The 19,455-nt window shown below is 48.4% G+C and carries 14 protein-coding genes and 1 riboswitch; of the genes, 2 read left to right on the top strand and 12 right to left on the bottom strand.

Annotated features, from left to right (window positions below; all coding sequences use genetic code 11):
- Positions 1-21: 21 nt before the first annotated feature.
- The 11 genes from RBH76_01880 to RBH76_01830 all read right to left on the bottom strand — a co-directional run bounded on the left by RBH76_01880 (position 22) and on the right by RBH76_01830 (position 14,754).
- Complete coding sequence (locus RBH76_01880) at positions 22-4,338, bottom strand: PolC-type DNA polymerase III (GenBank protein WMJ84197.1); 4,317 nt, start codon at positions 4,336-4,338, stop codon at positions 22-24.
- A complete protein-coding gene (ispG, locus tag RBH76_01875) occupies positions 4,307-5,386 on the bottom strand; it encodes a flavodoxin-dependent (E)-4-hydroxy-3-methylbut-2-enyl-diphosphate synthase (protein ID WMJ84196.1) in 1,080 nt (359 codons plus the stop codon). Before ispG ends, RBH76_01880 begins: the two co-directional genes overlap by 32 nt.
- A 75-nt stretch (positions 5,387-5,461) precedes the next feature.
- On the bottom strand, positions 5,462-6,493 hold the full coding sequence (locus RBH76_01870; protein WMJ84195.1) for a site-2 protease family protein: 1,032 nt from the start codon (positions 6,491-6,493) through the stop codon (positions 5,462-5,464).
- A 52-nt stretch (positions 6,494-6,545) separates the two neighbouring features.
- The gene (gene dxr, locus RBH76_01865) at positions 6,546-7,685 is read right to left on the bottom strand and encodes a 1-deoxy-D-xylulose-5-phosphate reductoisomerase (GenBank protein WMJ84194.1); all 1,140 of its coding nucleotides are present in this window, start codon (positions 7,683-7,685) and stop codon (positions 6,546-6,548) included.
- 10 nt (positions 7,686-7,695) lie between these two features.
- Positions 7,696-8,532, bottom strand: a complete 837-nt coding sequence (locus tag RBH76_01860; GenBank protein ID WMJ84193.1) for a phosphatidate cytidylyltransferase — start codon at positions 8,530-8,532, stop codon at positions 7,696-7,698.
- Entirely contained in the window at positions 8,532-9,251 is a 720-nt protein-coding gene (locus RBH76_01855) for an isoprenyl transferase (protein WMJ84192.1), read from the bottom strand. Before RBH76_01855 ends, RBH76_01860 begins: the two co-directional genes overlap by 1 nt.
- A 193-nt stretch (positions 9,252-9,444) precedes the next feature.
- Entirely contained in the window at positions 9,445-9,993 is a 549-nt protein-coding gene (gene frr / locus RBH76_01850) for a ribosome recycling factor (GenBank protein WMJ84191.1), read from the bottom strand.
- The gene (pyrH, locus tag RBH76_01845; GenBank protein ID WMJ84190.1) at positions 9,994-10,707 is read right to left on the bottom strand and encodes a UMP kinase; all 714 of its coding nucleotides are present in this window, start codon (positions 10,705-10,707) and stop codon (positions 9,994-9,996) included. It abuts the gene before it with no gap.
- Between the two features lie 457 nt (positions 10,708-11,164).
- Entirely contained in the window at positions 11,165-11,674 is a 510-nt protein-coding gene (locus tag RBH76_01840) for a folate family ECF transporter S component (protein WMJ84189.1), read from the bottom strand.
- An 86-nt stretch (positions 11,675-11,760) separates the two neighbouring features.
- Positions 11,761-11,854: riboswitch (THF riboswitch) on the bottom strand.
- A 62-nt stretch (positions 11,855-11,916) separates the two neighbouring features.
- Positions 11,917-13,590: a formate--tetrahydrofolate ligase gene (locus RBH76_01835; protein ID WMJ84188.1), complete on the bottom strand. Its 1,674-nt coding sequence runs from the start codon at positions 13,588-13,590 to the stop codon at positions 11,917-11,919.
- Between the two features lie 321 nt (positions 13,591-13,911).
- Positions 13,912-14,754: an AraC family transcriptional regulator gene (locus RBH76_01830; protein ID WMJ84187.1), complete on the bottom strand. Its 843-nt coding sequence runs from the start codon at positions 14,752-14,754 to the stop codon at positions 13,912-13,914.
- Between the two features lie 531 nt (positions 14,755-15,285).
- On the opposite strand from RBH76_01830, the gene RBH76_01825 reads away from it, so the two are divergent.
- Positions 15,286-16,653 (top strand): sodium/glutamate symporter, encoded by a 1,368-nt coding sequence (locus RBH76_01825; protein WMJ84186.1) that lies wholly within the window; start codon positions 15,286-15,288, stop codon positions 16,651-16,653.
- A gap of 53 nt (positions 16,654-16,706) precedes the next feature.
- On the top strand, positions 16,707-17,804 hold the full coding sequence (locus RBH76_01820; GenBank protein WMJ84185.1) for an NAD(P)-dependent oxidoreductase: 1,098 nt from the start codon (positions 16,707-16,709) through the stop codon (positions 17,802-17,804).
- Between the two features lie 176 nt (positions 17,805-17,980).
- Here RBH76_01820 and RBH76_01815 read toward each other — a convergent pair whose 3' ends face one another.
- Positions 17,981-19,300: a YjiH family protein gene (locus RBH76_01815; protein WMJ84184.1), complete on the bottom strand. Its 1,320-nt coding sequence runs from the start codon at positions 19,298-19,300 to the stop codon at positions 17,981-17,983.
- Between the last annotated feature and the right edge of the window lie 155 nt (positions 19,301-19,455).

The raw sequence follows: 19,455 nt of genomic DNA, 5'->3' as shown, positions 1-19,455 counted from the left end.
GTATAAATTGATTTTTGTCAACTAGAATAAAGAAATTTGATTCGTTTCAGGCAAATCACCAAATGCACCCAAGTTTTTAAGCGATTCAATGACCGTTTTGGATACACCCGCGTGCTCTGCAAACTCATCAATAGACAAGAACGGACCTTTTTTTGCTGCTTCATACAGCCCCTGTGCCGCTGTACCACCTACGCCCTTGAGCGCACCGAACGGAAGACGGATGTTATTCCCCTCCACCGTAAAGCGATCGGCTGAGGATTTTTGCAGGTCAACAGGCAAGAAGCCAAAGCCGCGCGCCAGCATCTCATAGATGATGCTCAACACGTACAAAAGGTTGTCGTCCTTGGCGGTGCGCTCCAGCCCCATGCTGCGCAAACTATCGATTCGGCTTTTGACCCCACCCCTGCCCATCAGGACGGTTTCAGCATCAAAATCTTCTGGGCGAACAGTAAAATAAGTCGCATAAAATTCCAGCGGATAGTGGATTTTATACCACCCCAGTTTGACCGCCGAGGTAACATAAGCTGCGGCGTGCGCCTTCGGGAACATGTATTTTATCTTAAAACAGCTTTCGATATACCAGTCGGGAACATCATGCTCCCTCATAGTTTTGACCATGTCAGGCGTCAGACTTGAGGTCGCTTTACCCTTTCGGGTGATCTCCATAATTTTAAACGCCAATCCCGGGTCCAAGCCCCTATGCATCAAGTAAACCATAATGCTGTCACGCGTGCCGATAACCTGTGAAATAGTGCAGGTGCCGTTGTGAATCAGATCCTGCGCGTTACCCAACCATACATCGGTTCCGTGCGAAAGGCCCGAAATCTGCAAAAGGTCTGAAAAATTCTTTGGCTGAGCTTCGACGAGCATCTGGCGGACAAAATTCGTCCCCATCTCAGGCAGCGCCAACGAACCGGTATTGCAATCGATCTGCTCCTCAGTCACACCAAGCGCCGCAGGCGATGTGAACAGGCTGATGACCTCGGAATCACCGTTGGGTACATCCCCGATTTTGACGCCTGTCATATCCTCGAGGTGTTTGTACATGGTCGGCACGTCATGCCCCAGTTCGTCAAGCTTTAAAATCGTATCGTGTAGCGAATGAAAGTCAAAGTGGGTGGTCATCATACCGGAATCGCTCTTATCCGCCGGATATTGCACCGGTGTAAAGTCCGTGACTTCCATCCCGCGCGGGATGACAACCATGCCGCCCGGATGCTGACCCGTTGTGCGTTTGACGTCGGTGCATCCGATGGCCAAACGTTCCTCCTCGGCCTTGTGCACAATGCGGTTGCGCTCGGCGAGGTATTTTTTCACATAGCCATAGGCGGTTTTTTCGGCGATGGTCGAGATTGTACCGGCCTTAAACACCTGAGAAGCACCGAACAACTCCTCAGTATATTTGTGGATACTCGATTGGCATTCGCCGGAGAAATTGAGGTCGATATCAGGCTGCTTGTCACCGTTAAAGCCCAAAAAGGTCTCAAATGGAATATCATGCCCGTCACGAACGCAGTCGCCTCCGCAGTTGGGGCAAGACTTTGGCGGTAGGTCATAACCGGAACCCACCGAACCATCGGTGATAAATTCGCTGTATTGACATTTTGGACAGGCATAGTGCGGTGGCAGAGGGTTGACCTCGGATATGCCCGACATGGTCGCCGCAAAGGATGAGCCAACCGAGCCACGCGAACCGACGAGATAACCTAAGCTCTCAGACTTAGCCACAAGCTTCTGTGCCGTAATGTACATGACCGAGAAGCCGTTTTTGATGATAGAATCCAGCTCTTTTTGCAGGCGGGTCGCCACCAGCTCCGGAACGGGATCACCATAGATACGCTTTGCGCGCTCCCAGCACAAGCGTTCTAACTCCTCGTCTGAACCCTCGATGGAGGGCGGAAAAGTTCCGTCGGGAATCGGCTTAATAGACTCGATGCGCTCGGCGATCATACCGGGGTTTTTCACCACCAGCTCAAACGCCTTTTCTTCGCCAAAATAAGAGAATTCCTCGAGCATTTCATCGGTGGTTTTAAGGTACAGCGGCGCCTGGTTGTCGGCGTCGGAAAAGCCTAAGCCCGCCATGAGCACCGCGCGAAACGTTGCGTCGGCCGGGTTTAGGAAATGTACGTCACCGGTGGCGCAAACCGGAAGGCCGAGATGGTCGCCCACCCGCACGATGGTGCGGTTGAGATCGCGTAACTCATCCTCAGATTTGCAGCGTCCGTTACGCAGCAAAAATTCGTTGTTGCCAATCGGTTGTACCTCTAAGAAGTCATAGAACTTCGCCACTTCACACAGCTCGCTAAATTGCGAGCCTTCCATCAGCGCGCGGAACAGCTCACCCGCCTCACACGCGCTGCCGAGAATCAACCCTTCGCGCCATTTAATGATGTTGCTTTTTAAGATGCGCGGGTTTTTATAAAAGTTGTTGACGTGGCTTTCAGAAATAAGTCGGTAAAGATTTTTAAGACCGACTAGATTTTCCGCCAGAATGATGATGTGATAGCTTGGAACTTTCTTAAAATCAACTGCGTCCAGCGAGGTGTTCAGGTCACTCACTGTTTCCAGCGTTCCATTGGTTTTTATTTTTGCGGTCATTTTAAAGAATATCTGTGCCAGCGCTCTCGCGTCATCGCAGGCGCGGTGGGCCTGGAACTCGTCCACGTTCAAATAATCCGCCAGCTTGCCCAACTTAAAGGATTTCAACTCAGAATAGACAGCGCGCGCCAAAATCAGCGTATCCACAACTGTAAAGTTATAAGGCTTGCCACACCTTCTGGCGGCAACCTTTAAGAACGATGTGTCAAAACGTGCGTTATGCGCAATTAAAACGGCGTTCTCGCCGCCGCAGAATTCATAAAACTGCTCAAGCGCCTCTGCCTCGCTTGGTGCACCGACTAACATTTCGTCGGTGATGCCGGTAAGCCTAATAATTTCGGGTGACAGCGTCTGCTGTGGGTCGACAAAAATATCAAACTCATCCAGAATTTCACCGTTTTTGATCTTGGTGGCGCCAATCTCAATAATACGTTCATTGGCAGCGGAAAGACCGGTCGTCTCAAGGTCGAAAACAATCATTTCGCTATCAATCGACTGGGTACCGTCGCCTGTCACAGCGGGAATCTGATCATTGACGAGGTACCCCTCAACACCATAGAGAATTTTAATCGGTTTTCCAGCCTTGGCCATCTTCTGGGCGGCAGCTGCTGCATCCGGATAAGCCTGTGCCACTCCGTGATCGGTGATGGCAATGGCCGGATGCCCGAAATTAGCGGCAGCAGTAACCAGATCGGTGGCGGAAACAATGCCGTCCATCGCCGACATTTTGCTATGGGCGTGCAACTCTACGCGCTTATTTTCAGAGGTATCCTGCCTCGTGATTTTTTGTACTCTTGCAATATGGTAAGCTCTTATATTGACCTCTCGGTCGTATTTGTCAAATGAGGCGTCACCCTGAACGACGATGGTGTCCCTTACCTTGATGCGTTCTAACGGGCCGACCTCCTGCATGTCCATCAACATCTTGATCATGTTGGAGCTCGTGTAGTCGGTCAGGTAGATGCTGAATATCCGACGCGAACCGTCACGGGTGTCGCGGGTCTCAATTTTAAAAACATCGCCCCAGACAGCGACCCGGCCACTGCCCTCATTGACTTCGTTGAGCGGTGTTAGCGCACCCTTGATCGGCTTGCCGTAAATCAGCTCCATCGAATCCTCAATAAACGGCAAATTTTTTGCCTGAAAGGATAGTTTATGCAGCTGCGGGCCCTGTGGCTTGACCAATTTAGCCATCTTAACCTCTTGTTCAATCTGAAGCAGAACAGGGTTAGAATCGGTCAGCTCCACTTCGCCGACTAACTGGATGTCACAATCCAGCCGGAACTGGTCAGCGATTAGCGATTGGAGCTTATCGACAAAGCCCATCTCCTCCAGCTGACGCCCGCCACCGTTTTTCAGGGCAATTTTTAACAGCTTGTCCTGAGCGTTAAACGACGCGGCACTGCCCTCTAAAAAACCGTTGACCGGAACCCCTTCGCGGCGTAGCTCATTTAAGAGCACGTCAAAATAGCCTTCTGTTGGCAAAAGTCCATGATAGCGTGGCAAAAACCGCGCCTGAGATAACGATAAACGGCTTTCAAGGCTGCGCTCTAAAAAGCGAATCTCATCCCAAAGCAACAGCCTGGCACAGACAACTGCAATAGACAGACTTCTGGATTTGGTAGCGATATGTATTTCCTCAACCTCTTTGAGGGCCTGAATAAGCTGTTGCTGCATAGTCAGGCCGCCGAACAACGCGACAAACTCCTCAAAGGTCTGTTTTTTCATCCGATTTGGCATGGGTCATCTCCTCTATCCTTTTGAGCAGCGCGGGTAGCAGTTCCTCCTCGGGCACTTTTTCGACGATCTTGCCCTTGACGAAGATTACGCCACAGCCGTCGCCACCCGCGATTCCGATGTCGGCCTCCTTGGCCTCGCCCGGCCCGTTGACGACGCAGCCCATCACAGCGACCTTGAGGTCGCAGGGACAGTTTTTCAGCACGTCCTCCACCCGATGCGCCAACGAAACAAGGTCGATGCGGGTGCGCCCACAGGTTGGGCAGGACACAAGCTGCACCCCGCTACCCTTTAACCCCAGCGCCTTTAAAATATCTTTTGCTGCTGCGATCTCTTGCACCGGGTCGGCCGTCAGCGAGACACGGATGGTGTCGCCGATGTGATCTATGAGCAGTGCGCCGATACCGATAGCAGATTTAAGCATACCGATGCGCTCGGTTCCCGCCTCGGTTACGCCTAGATGCAACGGGTAGTCAAACCGCTCCGCCGCAAGGCGGTAGGCTTCTATCATCGTTTTTAAATCCGAGCTTTTTAACGATAGGACACTATTGTTAAAATCGGCCTGTTCTAGCAGGGCCAGATGATTTGCAGCACTTTCAACCATCGCCTCGGCGGTAGGGCTGCCGTGCTTTGCCAACAACGTTTTTTCAACCGAGCCGGAATTGACACCCACGCGTATAGGGATGTTCTTGGCATTACAGGCTTTCGCCACCGCCCGCACCCTATCGGCCCCGCCGATGTTGCCCGGATTAATGCGAATTTTGTCTACACCCGCTTCCGCGCATTCTAATGCAAGCCGGTGATCAAAATGGATATCAGCCACAACAGGCATTGAAACCGCTTCTTTCAGTGCCGCAATTAGCCGCACCGCGTCATGGTCGGGCACCGCCGCACGGATAATCTGACACCCCGCCGCTTCAAGTGCTTTGGCCTGCGCAACACTACCCGTAATATCGTAAGAGGGAACGTTTAGCATCGACTGTATTGCCACCGGATGCCCAAATCCAAGCGGAATATTACCCACCCACACTGTTTTTGATTGTTTTCTCATTATGCAAATTCCTCGATTCCTTTAACAAAAATTGGCCAAACACCGTAACGCGATGCTCAGCCAATTAAGCCGCCTTTATTGAAATAGGCGAAAAATATCATTCCATGTGACATACAGCATCAATGTCAGCAGTAACCCTACGCTGATCATCATAATCCATTCCAGCACCCGCTGGTTAATCCTACGACCGATGATGGCTTCGAGAACCGCAATCATAATCTTGCCGCCATCTAAGATGGGGAACGGAACCAAATTAAAGATGCCAATGTTAATCGCAATAAAGGCAGCGATGAGTAGCAGGTTTTCAAACCCCATCTTACTGGCTTGCCCAATGGCGCTCACCACCCCCACCGGTCCGGAGAGCTGGTTGACGGCATAGCGCCCAGTGACCACATCGATGAGCGAACCCCAAACCTGTTTGATGATCGAAAGACCCCAGTTAAACGGATAGGTCACATATTCCAGCGACTGTGCCGGAACTGCAGCGACTTTAAAGTCGAGGTCGATGGCCTGCACCCCTTCGCCAAGCTGCTCCATTTTAAACTGGACTGGCGGTAGTGTCAGAGACTCGCCGTTTCGCTGCACCGTCATCTCAATCAGACCGTCGCGATCTCTCAAAAATTCATAGGTGATGTCGTTTGAGGTATGCACCCAATGTCCATTGATCTTGGTAATTTTATCTCCTAATTGCAATTGCTGTGAGCTCACAGCGCCCTCGTTGAACAGCGCAACGCGCGTGGTGCCAACATAGCCGGTCATGATGGTGAGCACCACTAGGATTAGATAACCCATAATTAGATTATTAAACGAACCTGCCAGCAAAATCGCTATCCGGTGCAGCAGCGGCTTACCGGAAAAGGAGCCCGGCGCATCCACCGGCTCATCCTCACCCTCCAGCATAACATAGCCGCCTACCGGCAGAATGCGTAGCGAATAAAGCGTTCCGCTTTTTTCGCGTTTAAAAATCGCGGGACCCATGCCGATTGAAAATTCATGCACCGACACACCCGCCCATTTTGCAACGGTAAAATGTCCCAGTTCATGGAACAAGATAATTGCGCCGAAAATTAAAATTGCTGCAACTGCCGTTGTAAGGCCACTGCTCAAAATGTCTCACACGCCCTTCTTAAAATCAAGCTCGGGGCTCATTATAAGCACCCTACACGCTTTGCCGCACCAACTCACGTGCGGCGGAATCTATTTCGTAGACCGTTTTTAAGTTGTAGTCCTGCCTGTCGCACGGCAGCGACAGCGCCTTTTCAACCAGCTCGCCGATTTTTAGGAACGATATCTTCCCTTTTAAAAACAACGCAACTGCCTCCTCGTTAGCTCCATTGACAGCGCAGGGATACAGCCCCTTTAATTCCGCCGCTTTTTGAGCGGCCGCAAGGCACAAAAACGTCTCTGGATCGGCATGCTCAAAGGTGAGCGCACCGACTTCGAACAATGACAGCGTTTTGCTGACCCCTGGCAGACGGTCGGGATAGGTAATCGCATACTGTATCGGCGTGCGCATATCAGCGGAACCAAGCTGCGCAATTACGCTACCGTCACAAAATTCCACCGCCGAATGCAAAATACTCTGTCGATGCACATGGATTTCAACCTGCCGCGCCGAAACATCGAATAGATGAATGGCCTCAATGAGCTCCAATCCCTTGTTCATCAGGGTCGCTGAATCGATCGAGATTTTCTGACCCATCTGCCAATTTGGATGTTTGAGCGCCTGTGCTGGGGTGATTTTTTTTAACTCAGATTTCGTTTTACCGAAGAACGGACCACCTGAGGCCGTTAATATGATCTTATTTATTCTATCACAATTTTCGCCGTTTAAGCACTGAAAAATTGCAGAATGCTCACTGTCAACCGGAATAATCGGTACATTATGGCGTTTAGCCGTTGACATCACCAGCTCGCCTGCGGTGACGAGCGATTCTTTGTTAGCTAGTGCCAGCGTGTTTTTTGCCTGCAAACAAGCCATTGTCGCGCCTAGCCCAGCAATACCCACCACGGCGTTGAGCACTAAATCCACAGGCTGTGCGGCCAACTCGGTCACCGCATCCGACCCGGCTGTCACGATAATATCGGTATCCGCCAAAGCGATCTTCAAGGTCTTATACAACGCGACATCTCCAATTGCAACACAGCGAGGGTGAAATGCCCTCGCCTGCTGTTCTAAAAGCGCCGTGTTCTGATGAGCGCAAAGCCCATACACCGACATATTCAAATTTTTTGCCACATCTAAAGCCTGCGTACCGATGGAACCGGTCGCGCCAAGAATAGTTAATTGTTTAGTCAAATCCTACGCCTCATTTCACGACAATCAAAGGAGCATATAAAAACAAATTGTAGACAAATGGTGCTACCAGAAGCACGCTGTCAAAGCGATCTAGCACACCGCCATGCCCAGGCATAATATTGCCAAAATCTTTGATGCCAAACTGTCGCTTCATCACCGAGGCAGAAAGGTCGCCAATAACACTGATGAGCGAAATAAGCGGAGAAACCAATACAAGCCGCAGATAGTTGATTTCTACCGGCGTACCATAATAGCGACATATCTGCACATAAGCAAACGCAATAATAAGCTGAGAAACCAGCGCAACTACAATGCCGCCAAAGAACCCTTCAATGGTCTTTTTGGGGCTGATATCGGGCGCAAGCTTATGCCGGCCAAACGCTATTCCAAAAAAATAAGCACCCGTGTCACTCATCCACGCACCACATAACGATACCAGCATGCCATAAAAGCCAATGACCACGCCAAAAATATCTCGCATATAAACAAAGCAGGTGACGGCAAAGCCGATCAACATGGTAAAAAAGAACACAAAGCCAAGCTGCTCAACCCGAACAGCGTCGTGATATCTGAGCAGCATACAAAACAGCGCAAGCGAAAACAAAAAACAGACGGAGGCCAAAATATTGTTAAGCAGACTGGTGCTGAAAAAAGGGATGGCAAAACCAAGTACCAGCGCTACCAAAGAGGTTGGGTTTCTTTTCTGCCCCGCCGCCTCAATCAACTCATACAGCGCCATGACGATTATAATGGCAACAGCAATATTGAGCACGATGGTATCAAACAAAGCAAATACCACAGCCAAAATCATAAGCCCTGCGATCGAAGAAATGACACGCTGTTTCATCACACGCCTCCAAACCGGCGGTTGCGCCCGGCATATTCGGCAATTGCGGCATCGAGATCGTTCGTCTTAAAGTCCGGCCAAAGCACGTCCATAAACACAAACTCCGAATACGCGCACTGCCACAGCAAAAAGTTAGAGAGCCGCTGCTCCCCGCTGGGGCGAATAATTAAATCGGGATCGGGCATGTCTGCCGTATAAAGCTGCCTATCAATAGCTGCTTCATCTATGTCCTCCGGCTTCAAATCGCCGGATTCGACCGCTTCTGCCAATTTGCGCATCGCATAAACAAGCTCCTGCCTGCCGCCGTAGTTGAGCGCAAAATTCACCGTCAAACCGGTATTTTGAGCAGTATCCTGTACGGACTTGGCAATCTGTTGCTGCAAATCCGCATCAAAACGCGACACATCGCCCAATACGCGTATCCGAATATTTTCGCCGGCAGATTTGGTCGCCTCGTCAAAATGTTCCTGAAGCAGATTCATAATACCATCCACTTCGTTTTGGGGGCGATTCCAGTTTTCGGTTGAAAACACATAAAGTGTCAGGTAACGCACACCAATATTTTGACAGTGCCGAATGACTGGCCTCAGCGCCCTAGTACCCTGACGATGCCCAATACTGCGCGCAAGACCGCGCTTTTTTGCCCAACGGCCATTGCCATCTAGAACAATGGCAATGTGAGTAGGAACGCCCGCAGCCGTGGTTTGAGAATAATCCATATGGTCCTCCAGACGATCAAAGAGCAAAATTAGAACCTGTATTCATAAGTGAGAGATGCCGGATTGGTAAGCACTTTTTGCGCCAGACTAGGTGAAAAGGATAAGAATACCAGATGTATTCCACGCATTTTCAACACAGTATGGCGCAAAAAGCGCCGCCAAGACGGTCATTTCAAGCTATAAATAAAGGTTCTTAAACCTCCATGATCTCCTTTTCCTTGGCAGCAGAAATCTGGTCAATTTCCTTGCAGTATTTATCGGTGATATCCTGAACCTGCTTTTCAATATCCTTGATGGTATCTTCAGGAAGCTCTTTTTTCTGTGCCTTGAGTTTGTCGTTAGCGTCACGGCGGATAGACCGGATCGCCACTTTAGACTCCTCACCCATCTTGGAAATCTGCTTGCAAAGCTCTTTTCTGCGCTCCTCGGTCAGGGGCGGAAACATGAGCCGAATCACAGAACCGTCGTTCTGTGGGTTAATGCCGATATCAGAAGCCATAATGGCCTTTTCAATCGCCTTTAAAACTGTGCGGTCCCATGGGGTAATCGTGAGGGTTCGCGCCTCGGTTACTGAAACGGAACCAACCTGATTGATTGGGGTAGGTACGTCGTAATACATCACCGTCACCTTATCAAGCAAGGTGGGGTTGGCGCGTCCAGCACGAATCGCGGCATAGTCCTGGCGCAGCACCGAAATGGTTTTGGTCATTTTAGTTTCAAAGCCTTTTACAAAGTCGTTCATCTAAGCTTCCTCCCTCAAAATAGTCCCTATTTCATCTCCCTGTATCGCTCTGACAATATTGTGCGGATCCTGCAGGGAAAAAATCAAGACAGGCATACGGTTATCGCGACAAAGTGAAGCGGCGGTGGAATCAATTACCGCCAGTTCCTTGTTAAGAATTTCAGAAAAAGATATCTGATCATACCGCTTGGCGTTGGGGTTTTTCTTTGGGTCGTCATTATAAACGCCGTCGACCATCTTGGCCATAAGAATAACATCGGCATTGATCTCGGCCGAGCGCAATGCCGCAGCCGTATCGGTAGAAAAGAAGGGGTTGCCGGTGCCACAGCCAAAGATGACGACCCTGCCCTTTTCCATATGACGAACCGCCTTATTGCGGATATAAGGCTCGGCGATGGACTGCATGGCAATCGCAGTCTGTACGCGGGTTTCTACCCCGAGCGATTCAAGCGCATCAGCCAAAGAAAGTGAGTTCATCACTGTAGCCAGCATGCCGATATGATCGGCTCTTGTGCGCTCCATGCCGCCGTTATCGCGACCGCGCCAGAAGTTACCGCCACCGACGACAATGGCAACCTGTGCGCCAACATCTACACATTCTTTTATACTTTTACAAATAGAAAGCACCGTTTTATAGTCCAGACCAAAATGCGCGCCGCCCGCCAGCGCTTCACCGCTTAATTTGAGCAGCACTCTTTTGTATTTTAGACCCATCCAATCATTCCAATCATTTTTATTCTATTGTACCACAAACGCAATGCGCGGGGTGGTATAATTGTCCATCAAAGGACAATTGCCTCCGCCTTGGGGGAGCCATTAGGCATCGCCACAGCGGAATAGATGTTTCGCATCTATTTTACCTTAAACCGCATGCGGTGTAAAGATTTAAGACGTAAATTATTCGTGTCCGGCACTAATTGCCCCACACCTCTAAAAACAACAACAGATTAGAGGTGAAAGCACGGCGGAAACAGCACCTAATCATGCAACCCACCCGTGTAAGCAACCCAACGAAGCCTAACCTTTTGTGACGAGGCACAAAATTATGCCTGTTTGTTCGTATTGTAGACGAAAAAACAGGTTTTGTAAGCTTGATATAAAATTAAACAAAGCGAAAGTAATTTCGACAAGCTAAAGGGAACCGGCTTCTCCGGTTCCCTTCACATTAAAGTTATTCGGCAAATTTTGTCGCCAGTGGGCAGAGCTTTTCCCATGCAAATCGGATTATCAGCACCATAATTGGCACCATGGTCAGGGACTTGACAATTCGCGGCACTAAAAGCGCCATATAAGCCTTGCCGGTGGTCATCTGAATCCAGACGGTGTTAAGCCCGAGATTGAGCACCAGGCCGACAATCAGCACCGCTAAAACAATACGCCCCCACGACTTTGGCTTTTGATAAAGCAATAGTCCATAGGTCAGCCCTGTCAGCGCCGCTGTCAGGGTATACCCTGGGAAATAGGCCCCCAGCGGGAAAAGCGCGACGCCAATAATATCGGCAATCGCCGCACCTGCGGCCGCGTAAAACGGCCCATAGAGCATGGCCAACATTGAAAGTGGTACAAACGAAAAGCTGATTTTAACAATTGGTGTGCTGATAGACAGAAACCGGGAAAGTACAATTTCCAGAGCAATCAGCAACGCGATGTTTGCAATCTTAAAAGCGGATTTGGATCTCATGATGTTTGCCTCCTCGTAACAGCCCGTTTGAAAAGCGCTTTCAGACAGGCGCATGGTGGGGCCACATGAAGAGAACTTCTTCAGATGGCAGCGGACGCGAAACAGCACCGCGGGTTTTTACCCTTCGTTCGGCGGCAACTTCCCATCCACCGACACTTGACGCGCTGTTTCTACTCTGCATATTTTCGACAAAGCCGCACGGGCACCGCGCCGCCTTGTTTATGCCTTAATAGGATATGAGGTTAAAACAACCCCGAGATTCTGCCCGAATCATCAACGTCGATTTTCTCTGCGGCAGGCACGGGCGGCAACCCCGGCATGGTCATTATATCACCTGTCAGCGCAACAATAAAGCCCGCGCCGGCAGAAATCTTTAAATTTTTTACCGTGATCAAAAAGCCACTCGGTGCGCCCAGCAAAGCTGGGTTATCCGAAAAGCTGTACTGCGTTTTTGCCATACAGACCGGAAGCGCATCAAAGCCCAACTCAGTGAGCTTTTTCGCCTGTTTTTTCGCGTTGGGGGTGAGAACAACACCATCGCCGCGATAAACTTTTTTGACAATGCTTTCTATTTTCTGCTCGATGCTCAAATCATCCTCATAGGCAAAGGTAAACTGTGACGGCTGTTCGCACAGGCGGACAACCTCACGCGCCAGTGTTACGCCGCCTTCCCCGCCCTTGCCCCAAACCTCTGAGAGCGCAACATTCACGCCGACGGCGTGGCATTTTTCAGCCACCAGCGCCAGCTCGGCCTCACTGTCGGTCGGGAACCGGTTGATAGCAACGATACAGGGCAAGCCATAAACCGCCGTGATATTGGCAACATGGCGCAGCAGATTAGGCAACCCCTCGCTCAGGGCAGACAGATTTTCGTTGTTGAGCGTCGCCTTCGGTACGCCGCCATGATGCTTTAAGGCGCGCACAGTCGCCACAACGACCACCGCCGAAGGCGTCAACCCCGACATGCGGCATTTGATATCGAGGAATTTTTCAGCACCCAGATCAGCACCAAATCCCGCCTCGGTGACAGCATAGTCGCTCAGGCGTAGTGCCATTTTAGTGGCCATAACCGAGTTGCAGCCATGCGCAATGTTAGCAAACGGCCCGCCATGAATAAAAGCGGGTGTGCCCTCCAGCGTCTGCACCAGGTTGGGTTTGAGCGCATCTTTCAAAAGCGCTGCGGCCGCACCCGCCGCCTTTAAATCACCAACCGTCACAGGCTCGTCTGCATAGGTATAACCCACAATGACACGGGCAAGGCGCTGCTTGAGATCACCGATGTCGTTTGACAGACACAGTACCGCCATGATCTCAGAGGCAACGGTAATATCATATCCGTCCTCTCTTGGGCAGCCATTTACCCGCCCGCCAAGACCGTCTATCACGTTGCGCAGCTGGCGGTCATTCATATCGACACACCGCCGCCAGGTGATGCGTCTGGGGTCAATATTCAGCGTGTTGCCCTGATAGATATGGTTGTCGAGCATGGCTGCAATCAAGTTGTTTGCAGCACCTATGGCATGAAAATCGCCGGTAAAATGCAGGTTGATGTCCTCCATCGGCACCACCTGTGCGTAACCGCCACCCGCAGCGCCGCCCTTGACACCGAACACCGGTCCCAAAGACGGCTCACGCAGTGCAACCACCGCGTTTTTACCGATTTTACGCAGCCCGTCGGCCAGTCCTATGGTGGTGGTGGTCTTACCTTCACCCGCCGGGGTGGGGTTTATGGCGGTCACCAAAATCAATTTGCCATCCGGTTTTTTAACCTCTTCAAGTAACTTATAATCTACCTTCGCTTTGTGCTTACCGTAAAGCTCAAGATAGTCCTCCGCAACCCCTGCAGTATCCGCAATCTCCCCAATGCGTTTCATACTGCACGCCTGCGCAATTTCAATATCGGATAAATAGCTCATCTACGTTCCTCCCGGTTCTGCGTTGTAAAGTCTGTATGGCAGCAACTGCCAAGATCATGCGTAAAGCTTTGAGCTTCACCATGTCCGGTCACCAATAACGACAACTAGAACAATCTTGCCGTCGTCGACCAAAGGTCAGATAAAGCGACAATCCTATATAAGATATCATACCGTAGATACGTCGTGGACACAATATATTTTCTAACTTTTAGAAATAACGACAACCATTTTAAACGATAAAATACAAAATATCTTGAATTCTTTGAAAAGGTCAATAAAAGGTTTGCAATTTCTTGCAAACCTTTTTGATGTTAGCCTTTTTCAGGCCGTGGAGTCAAGTGATTGCGCGTCTTTGTCGCTGAAAAGATATTCTTTAGCGTAGCGCTTTGGAGAAACTCCGGTAAGCTTTTTGAAAGTGCGTATAAAATGCTCGTTGTTATGAAATCCAACAAGCTCACCGGTTTCCTGAACGCGGTAACCGTTGCGCAGCAACGCCCTGGCCCTGAGTATACGGCAATGGATAATATAATCTCTTACGCTAAAACCGGTGGCCAATCTAAAATTGCGGCAAAGATAAAATTTGCTGATGAAAAAATGTGCCGCAATGGTATCCAAGGAAAGTGATTCTGCTAAATGTTCCTGTATGTATTTGATAACCGGTTTCATATTGGCCAGTTCCATGTTGATGTTGGTCGGTGTAGCTTCACCGGTCACAAAATAAGAAAAGCTTTTCACTAAAAAATCCATGAGTAAAATAAAGCGTTGCATATCGCCGCCAAATTGTTTGCTACCTGGCGCTTCCAGTTTGTCATACATTTCCTCAAGCTCGCGAGTTTGCGCCTCGTCCAGATTAACCTGTACCCTGCCGTATTGCTGGGTACAGCCAGCAAAATTACTTTGCGATGTAGATATCTCTTCAAGTAGGCTGGTAGGAACGCGTAGAACCCTACTGCGGTAAGAGTCGTTGGCCACACTGCGGTGCAATGTTGCAGGCACAATTAAAAAGAGTTGGCCGCGATGCAACGGATAGATTTCGGGTTCTAAAAAAAATATACCTTCTCCCGAGGTGCAAAGCGTAATCTCGACGTCTTCATGGAAATGCGGGCGCTCCATCGAGTAGGTGTCGTTGCGGCTGGAATGGATTTCATAGTTACACCGAATCATATACAGGACCCCTTTCTTTTGTGTGCTTAAAGGGAAACATCGTCCCTCTGATGACCAAAACTGTCTGATTGCTTGCACGATAAGTCAAATTATCACGAGTTTTTTAAAGAAGATAGCGTTTTACTCTTAACCTCCTTTTTCATATAATGTCGTCTTTCTTTTTGATAAATCTATGCAACATTGCTTTAAACGCCTGTTGTTTTATGTAATCTGATAATATGAAACCGAAAACAACTTCATTTTTAGGAATATTATACCACAAAATTATTGTGACTTTCTATAACCTTAGTTTACTGTGTCCAATATGTTTTTTTCAATAGCAGACAGCAAGGTGTACAAGATAAGCAAGATTTTATAACATTAAGTGCAGGAATTTATATAAATACGATGCTATTATAGGGCAAACGAAAGAAAATCTCGTGACGAATCTTATTTGCCAAATAAGCTACGACGCAAGATTTCCAAGTTTTAAAATCCGGATTTTAACGAGACTCAGAAGTTATTACACCACTTAAACAAGGAGGAATTTCCATGACATTGTGGACGGTTTTTATCGATGTTGGACTGATGGGCGGGCTGTTGCTCATAGGTCAGCTCATGCGAGCAAAGTTGAAAATTTTTCAAAAGCTTTTAATTCCACCAGCATTGATCGCCGGATTTCTTGCATTACTTTTTGGGCCAAACGGTCTGGGCTATCTCCCCTTTTCCGAAGGTCTGGGTACATATGCCAGCGTATTGATTGTTTTAATTTTTGCAGCTATGCCCATCGGTGATAAACCGAACAAAGAGGCACTTTCCGGCCCGGCTATCGGCGGTATGTTTTTTAATATTACCGGAATTGTTGTGCTGCAATATGCCGTTGGTATGTTCCTGACTGTCTATGTGCTAAACCATTTTTACGATTTGAATCCTGGTTTCGGCCTGATGATGGCGACCGGGTTCTACGGCGGGCATGGTACAGCTGCCGCTGTCGGTCAGGCCTACAATACGTTGGGCTGGGAAGAGGCTTCAGCACTGGGCTATACCACCGCGACGGTGGGTATTATCGGTGGTATTATTTTAGGTGTGGTGATAATTAACTGGGGAACTCGAAAAGGCTATACCAGCTATGTGACCTCGCCTAAAAATTTGCCCGCCTCAATGCGAACCGGCTTAATACAGCCTGAAGACCAACTGCCTAGCACCAAAACGACAGTATCCACCATTTGTCTGGATCCGATGGCCTTTCATCTGGCAGTTGTTTTATTGCCCTCTTTGGCAGGCTATTATCTAAGCCAATATCTTAAGCCAATAATCGGTGTTTCAATTCCCGCCTTTTGCACAGCTTTGTTGTTTGGTTTTATTATCAATGCCATCTTTAATCGAACTGGTGCGCATAAATACATCGACCGCGGCAGCATTAGCCGCATCAGCGGAGCCTCCACAGACTTTTTGATGATTTCGGGCATCGGATCGCTCAAACTGGGAGTTGTGGTTAAATATGCCATCCCGCTGCTGGTTGTTTGTTTAACCGGGTTTGCAATAAACTGGCTGTGGTTTCTTTTGGTTGGCAAGTATGCTTCCCCAAAAGATTGGTTTGAGCGCAACATGATGGTTTGGGGACACGCTACTGGCGTTGCAGCTACCGGTGTTATGTTGCAGCGTGTCGTTGACCCCGATTTAAAATCGCGTGGTATCGAAGATTCCGGCATCGCGGATCTGTTCAATCGGCCTATTGTTGTCGGCTTACAAGTGATACCACCACTTGTTATGACTTCAATGTCCGCACTGGGACCGCATATTGTAACCTGGGCGTGTTTTGGCATTGTAGCTGTGATGTTTATCGCCTCTTACCTTTTCAAATGGTGGCGGCCTATCGCAAGAAAACCTCTCAAGGCGGTACAGGCTGTCGACAATTGACAATTATTCCTGTTCTGGCGAAGTGTTCGATTTCATAAAAGGGGGACTGTAATATGACCTATGATGTAATACATTTCGAGGCACTAGGCGCAGAGGCAGCGCATCTTAAAGAGGCGACCGTCCTATCTCAAGAAAATGGCTGTCTGCCCAAAGACTTGAAATATTTGATAACGCCCGACACCGTGCAGGATTTTCTGGAGAAAAACCCCGATGTGGTTTTACCAAAGATCATCAGCACTAAAACCCATTCGGTACTACCAAAAGCTTATTTAGACGGCGTTAAAAAAAGCATCATTACCCGAAGCGCAGGCTACGATCATTACGAAGCATTGGCAAACCGGGCGAATATTGCATCGCTACGCAACTACTGTGTGGGCGCGGTCGCGCAGACGGCAATTAAATTTATGTATGCGACGCTTGGGCTTCTCAACGAATATATGGCTTGCACAAAAAGCTTTGAGCGCAACAAGGTAGAGTCCTTTATGGAGATTTCTCCGCAGCGAGTGGCCACAGTTTTTGGTGTGGGTAACATTGGCAAGCGCATTTATGATCTGGTCGCGGCAAATGGCCTTTATGCACAAGCGGTCGATATTCGGCAGAATATTCTGGCAGAGCAATATAACCACCAGATACGTTTTGTCAGCAAAGAAAAAGCTATTGCCAACAGCGATGTTATTATTAACGCAATGAACTTGACGCGAATCCCAAGCAGTCCCTTTTACAATGCCAATTATTTTTCCGAAGAGATACTTTCCAAAGCAAAACCGGGCCTGTGTTTTATTAATGTCACCCGCGGCGAAATAGCCCCCGAATCCGGTCTGCTTAAGCTTTACGATAAAGGTATTATTGCCGGTCTTGGGTTGGACGTTTTCACTGATGAGGAAGAGTTCTCCAAAAGCGTCACAAAAGAAAGCTCCTGCACAACGGCCGATTGCGCCGCTTCAAAAATCATCATGCAGCGCGCACTGGATCATAGCGCCAATATGTATGTCCAGCCGCATCAGGGCTTTAATTCAGATTTAGCGGTTGTCGCAAAAGCGCGTGAGGCTGTCCATCATTTAGAGGCATGGTATCGAAACAATGGGCGCAGCTTTGACGAGCAACTACCTTATTATCACATAGGCAAAATTCCGCTGGAAGCCCTTGTCTGAGGCAACAATGTTCAAAGCCTAATCTAAATGATCTATTTGGGTGCAACCAATATTAAAACGGAGACATTTTCTTATGTCTCCGTTTTAATATTCCAAGATAAAAAATGGCGGAGGGCCGACTGAATTGTCGACCCTCTACCAAAACAAATCATTTGCCTTTGTCTTTTAGATTTCTCTTAGAATACAATGATGGCAACCGCGCCAGCCAGAAGAATAGACAATATCACACGTTCCACCCAGATGATCATAAGGTCGGTAATTTTTATAGGAATTTTAGTGGAAAGAATGCAAGGAACCACCGCCGAGAAAAATATAATTTCGGAAATACAGGTAACAGCAACGACATAACGCGCCTGAATAGAAGCACCGATAAGAAACGCTGCCGGCAGGAACATTTCTGCGATACCGGTAGCCAGCGCCTGAGCTGTAACCAGTGCTTCAGGAATTTGCATAGCTAGGGTAAACGGATAGAAAACATACCCGATGATATTGAATATCGGTGTAAATATCGCCAGAAGCATACCGGCTAAGCCTATTGACATAATGGTCGGCAAAATGGTGCTGATCATTCGACCGCCATCCTTGGCACTGCGTAGGACATTGTGTACGATCGAGCCAGAATTTTCAGTGACGGCAATTGCTTCGTTAAAAGCTTTCTTTAAGCGATTGGTTTTGATAACTTCCTCGGGATCCGGCACCACGTTATCCATATATTCGTCCGGAATTTTAGATGTCGGGAACACCCTTGCAACAATTGCGGTCACCGTAAAAGTAATCACAAGCGTGGACCAGAAATAAAAATTCCATCTGTCCATCAGATCCAGCGTGCGGGCAACCACAACCATAAAAGTGGCAGATACGGTCGAAAATCCGGAAGCGATAATCGCCGCCTCTTTTTTGGTATATTTGCCGCTTTGATACACTTTGTCGGTGATCAACAGCGCCAGAGAATAACTGCCCACAAAGGAAGCTACGGCATCAACTGCAGATCGCCCGGGTGTTTTCCAGAGTTTGCGCATAAATGGCTGCATAAAAACACCTATAAACTCCATCAGACCATAGTCGGTCAAAAAAGCGAGAAACAACGAACCAAGCGGTATTAAAAATGCCAGCGAACAACAAAGGGTGTTGAATAGGAATGGGAATAAATCGGGGTTTTCATGAAGAAACGCCGGTCCTAAATGCCATATGTACATTACACCGCAAATAACACCTAGAATTTTAAAAACCGAGAAAAAGATATCGATCGGGCTTTTATTCCACGTCTTTTTGACAAAGGGCATAACGGCGCCAATTATCATAATGGCCAGAGCCACATATTTTTGGTTGCCTCCCAAGGCTGTTCGGATAATAGTCGTCAAATGGTCCAACGGAATAGAATTTTTACCATTATAGGGTACAGAAACAAAGAACATGAAAATGCCAATCAAGCTGCAGGCAAAGAACTTAAATATAGCTAGAGAACTTGCCTTTTTTGAAACCGTTTCCGTTTGCATAAAATATTCCTCCTCGTTGTAATGTTACGCTACTCTAAAAAGGGATTTATTATTATGCTATCATCTCGGCGTCGAATTTTTGTCGATTTTTATTCACAGAATGTTATCTTTTTAATTATATTTTAAACCTTTACACTTTATACGTTTTATCGTCC

Source organism: Oscillospiraceae bacterium MB24-C1 (assembly GCA_030913685.1).
GTDB lineage: Bacteria > Bacillota > Clostridia > Oscillospirales > Ruminococcaceae > Yanshouia.
This window is presented reverse-complemented; position numbering and strand designations above follow the sequence as displayed.

Bases quoted from the DNA above. Each gene is read 5' to 3' on its own strand.
- RBH76_01820 (WMJ84185.1), top strand. From the start codon at position 16,707: ATGACCTATGATGTAATACATTTCGAGGCACTAGGCGCAGAGGCAGCG.
- RBH76_01835 (WMJ84188.1), bottom strand. From the start codon at position 13,590: ATGAGCTATTTATCCGATATTGAAATTGCGCAGGCGTGCAGTATGAAA.
- pyrH (WMJ84190.1), bottom strand. From the start codon at position 10,707: ATGGGTCTAAAATACAAAAGAGTGCTGCTCAAATTAAGCGGTGAAGCG.
- ispG (WMJ84196.1), bottom strand. From the start codon at position 5,386: ATGAGAAAACAATCAAAAACAGTGTGGGTGGGTAATATTCCGCTTGGA.
- RBH76_01830 (WMJ84187.1), bottom strand. From the start codon at position 14,754: ATGATTCGGTGTAACTATGAAATCCATTCCAGCCGCAACGACACCTAC.
- RBH76_01880 (WMJ84197.1), bottom strand. From the start codon at position 4,338: ATGCCAAATCGGATGAAAAAACAGACCTTTGAGGAGTTTGTCGCGTTG.
- RBH76_01815 (WMJ84184.1), bottom strand. From the start codon at position 19,300: ATGCAAACGGAAACGGTTTCAAAAAAGGCAAGTTCTCTAGCTATATTT.
- frr (WMJ84191.1), bottom strand. From the start codon at position 9,993: ATGAACGACTTTGTAAAAGGCTTTGAAACTAAAATGACCAAAACCATT.
- RBH76_01855 (WMJ84192.1), bottom strand. From the start codon at position 9,251: ATGGATTATTCTCAAACCACGGCTGCGGGCGTTCCTACTCACATTGCC.
- RBH76_01825 (WMJ84186.1), top strand. From the start codon at position 15,286: ATGACATTGTGGACGGTTTTTATCGATGTTGGACTGATGGGCGGGCTG.
- RBH76_01860 (WMJ84193.1), bottom strand. From the start codon at position 8,532: ATGAAACAGCGTGTCATTTCTTCGATCGCAGGGCTTATGATTTTGGCT.
- RBH76_01840 (WMJ84189.1), bottom strand. From the start codon at position 11,674: ATGAGATCCAAATCCGCTTTTAAGATTGCAAACATCGCGTTGCTGATT.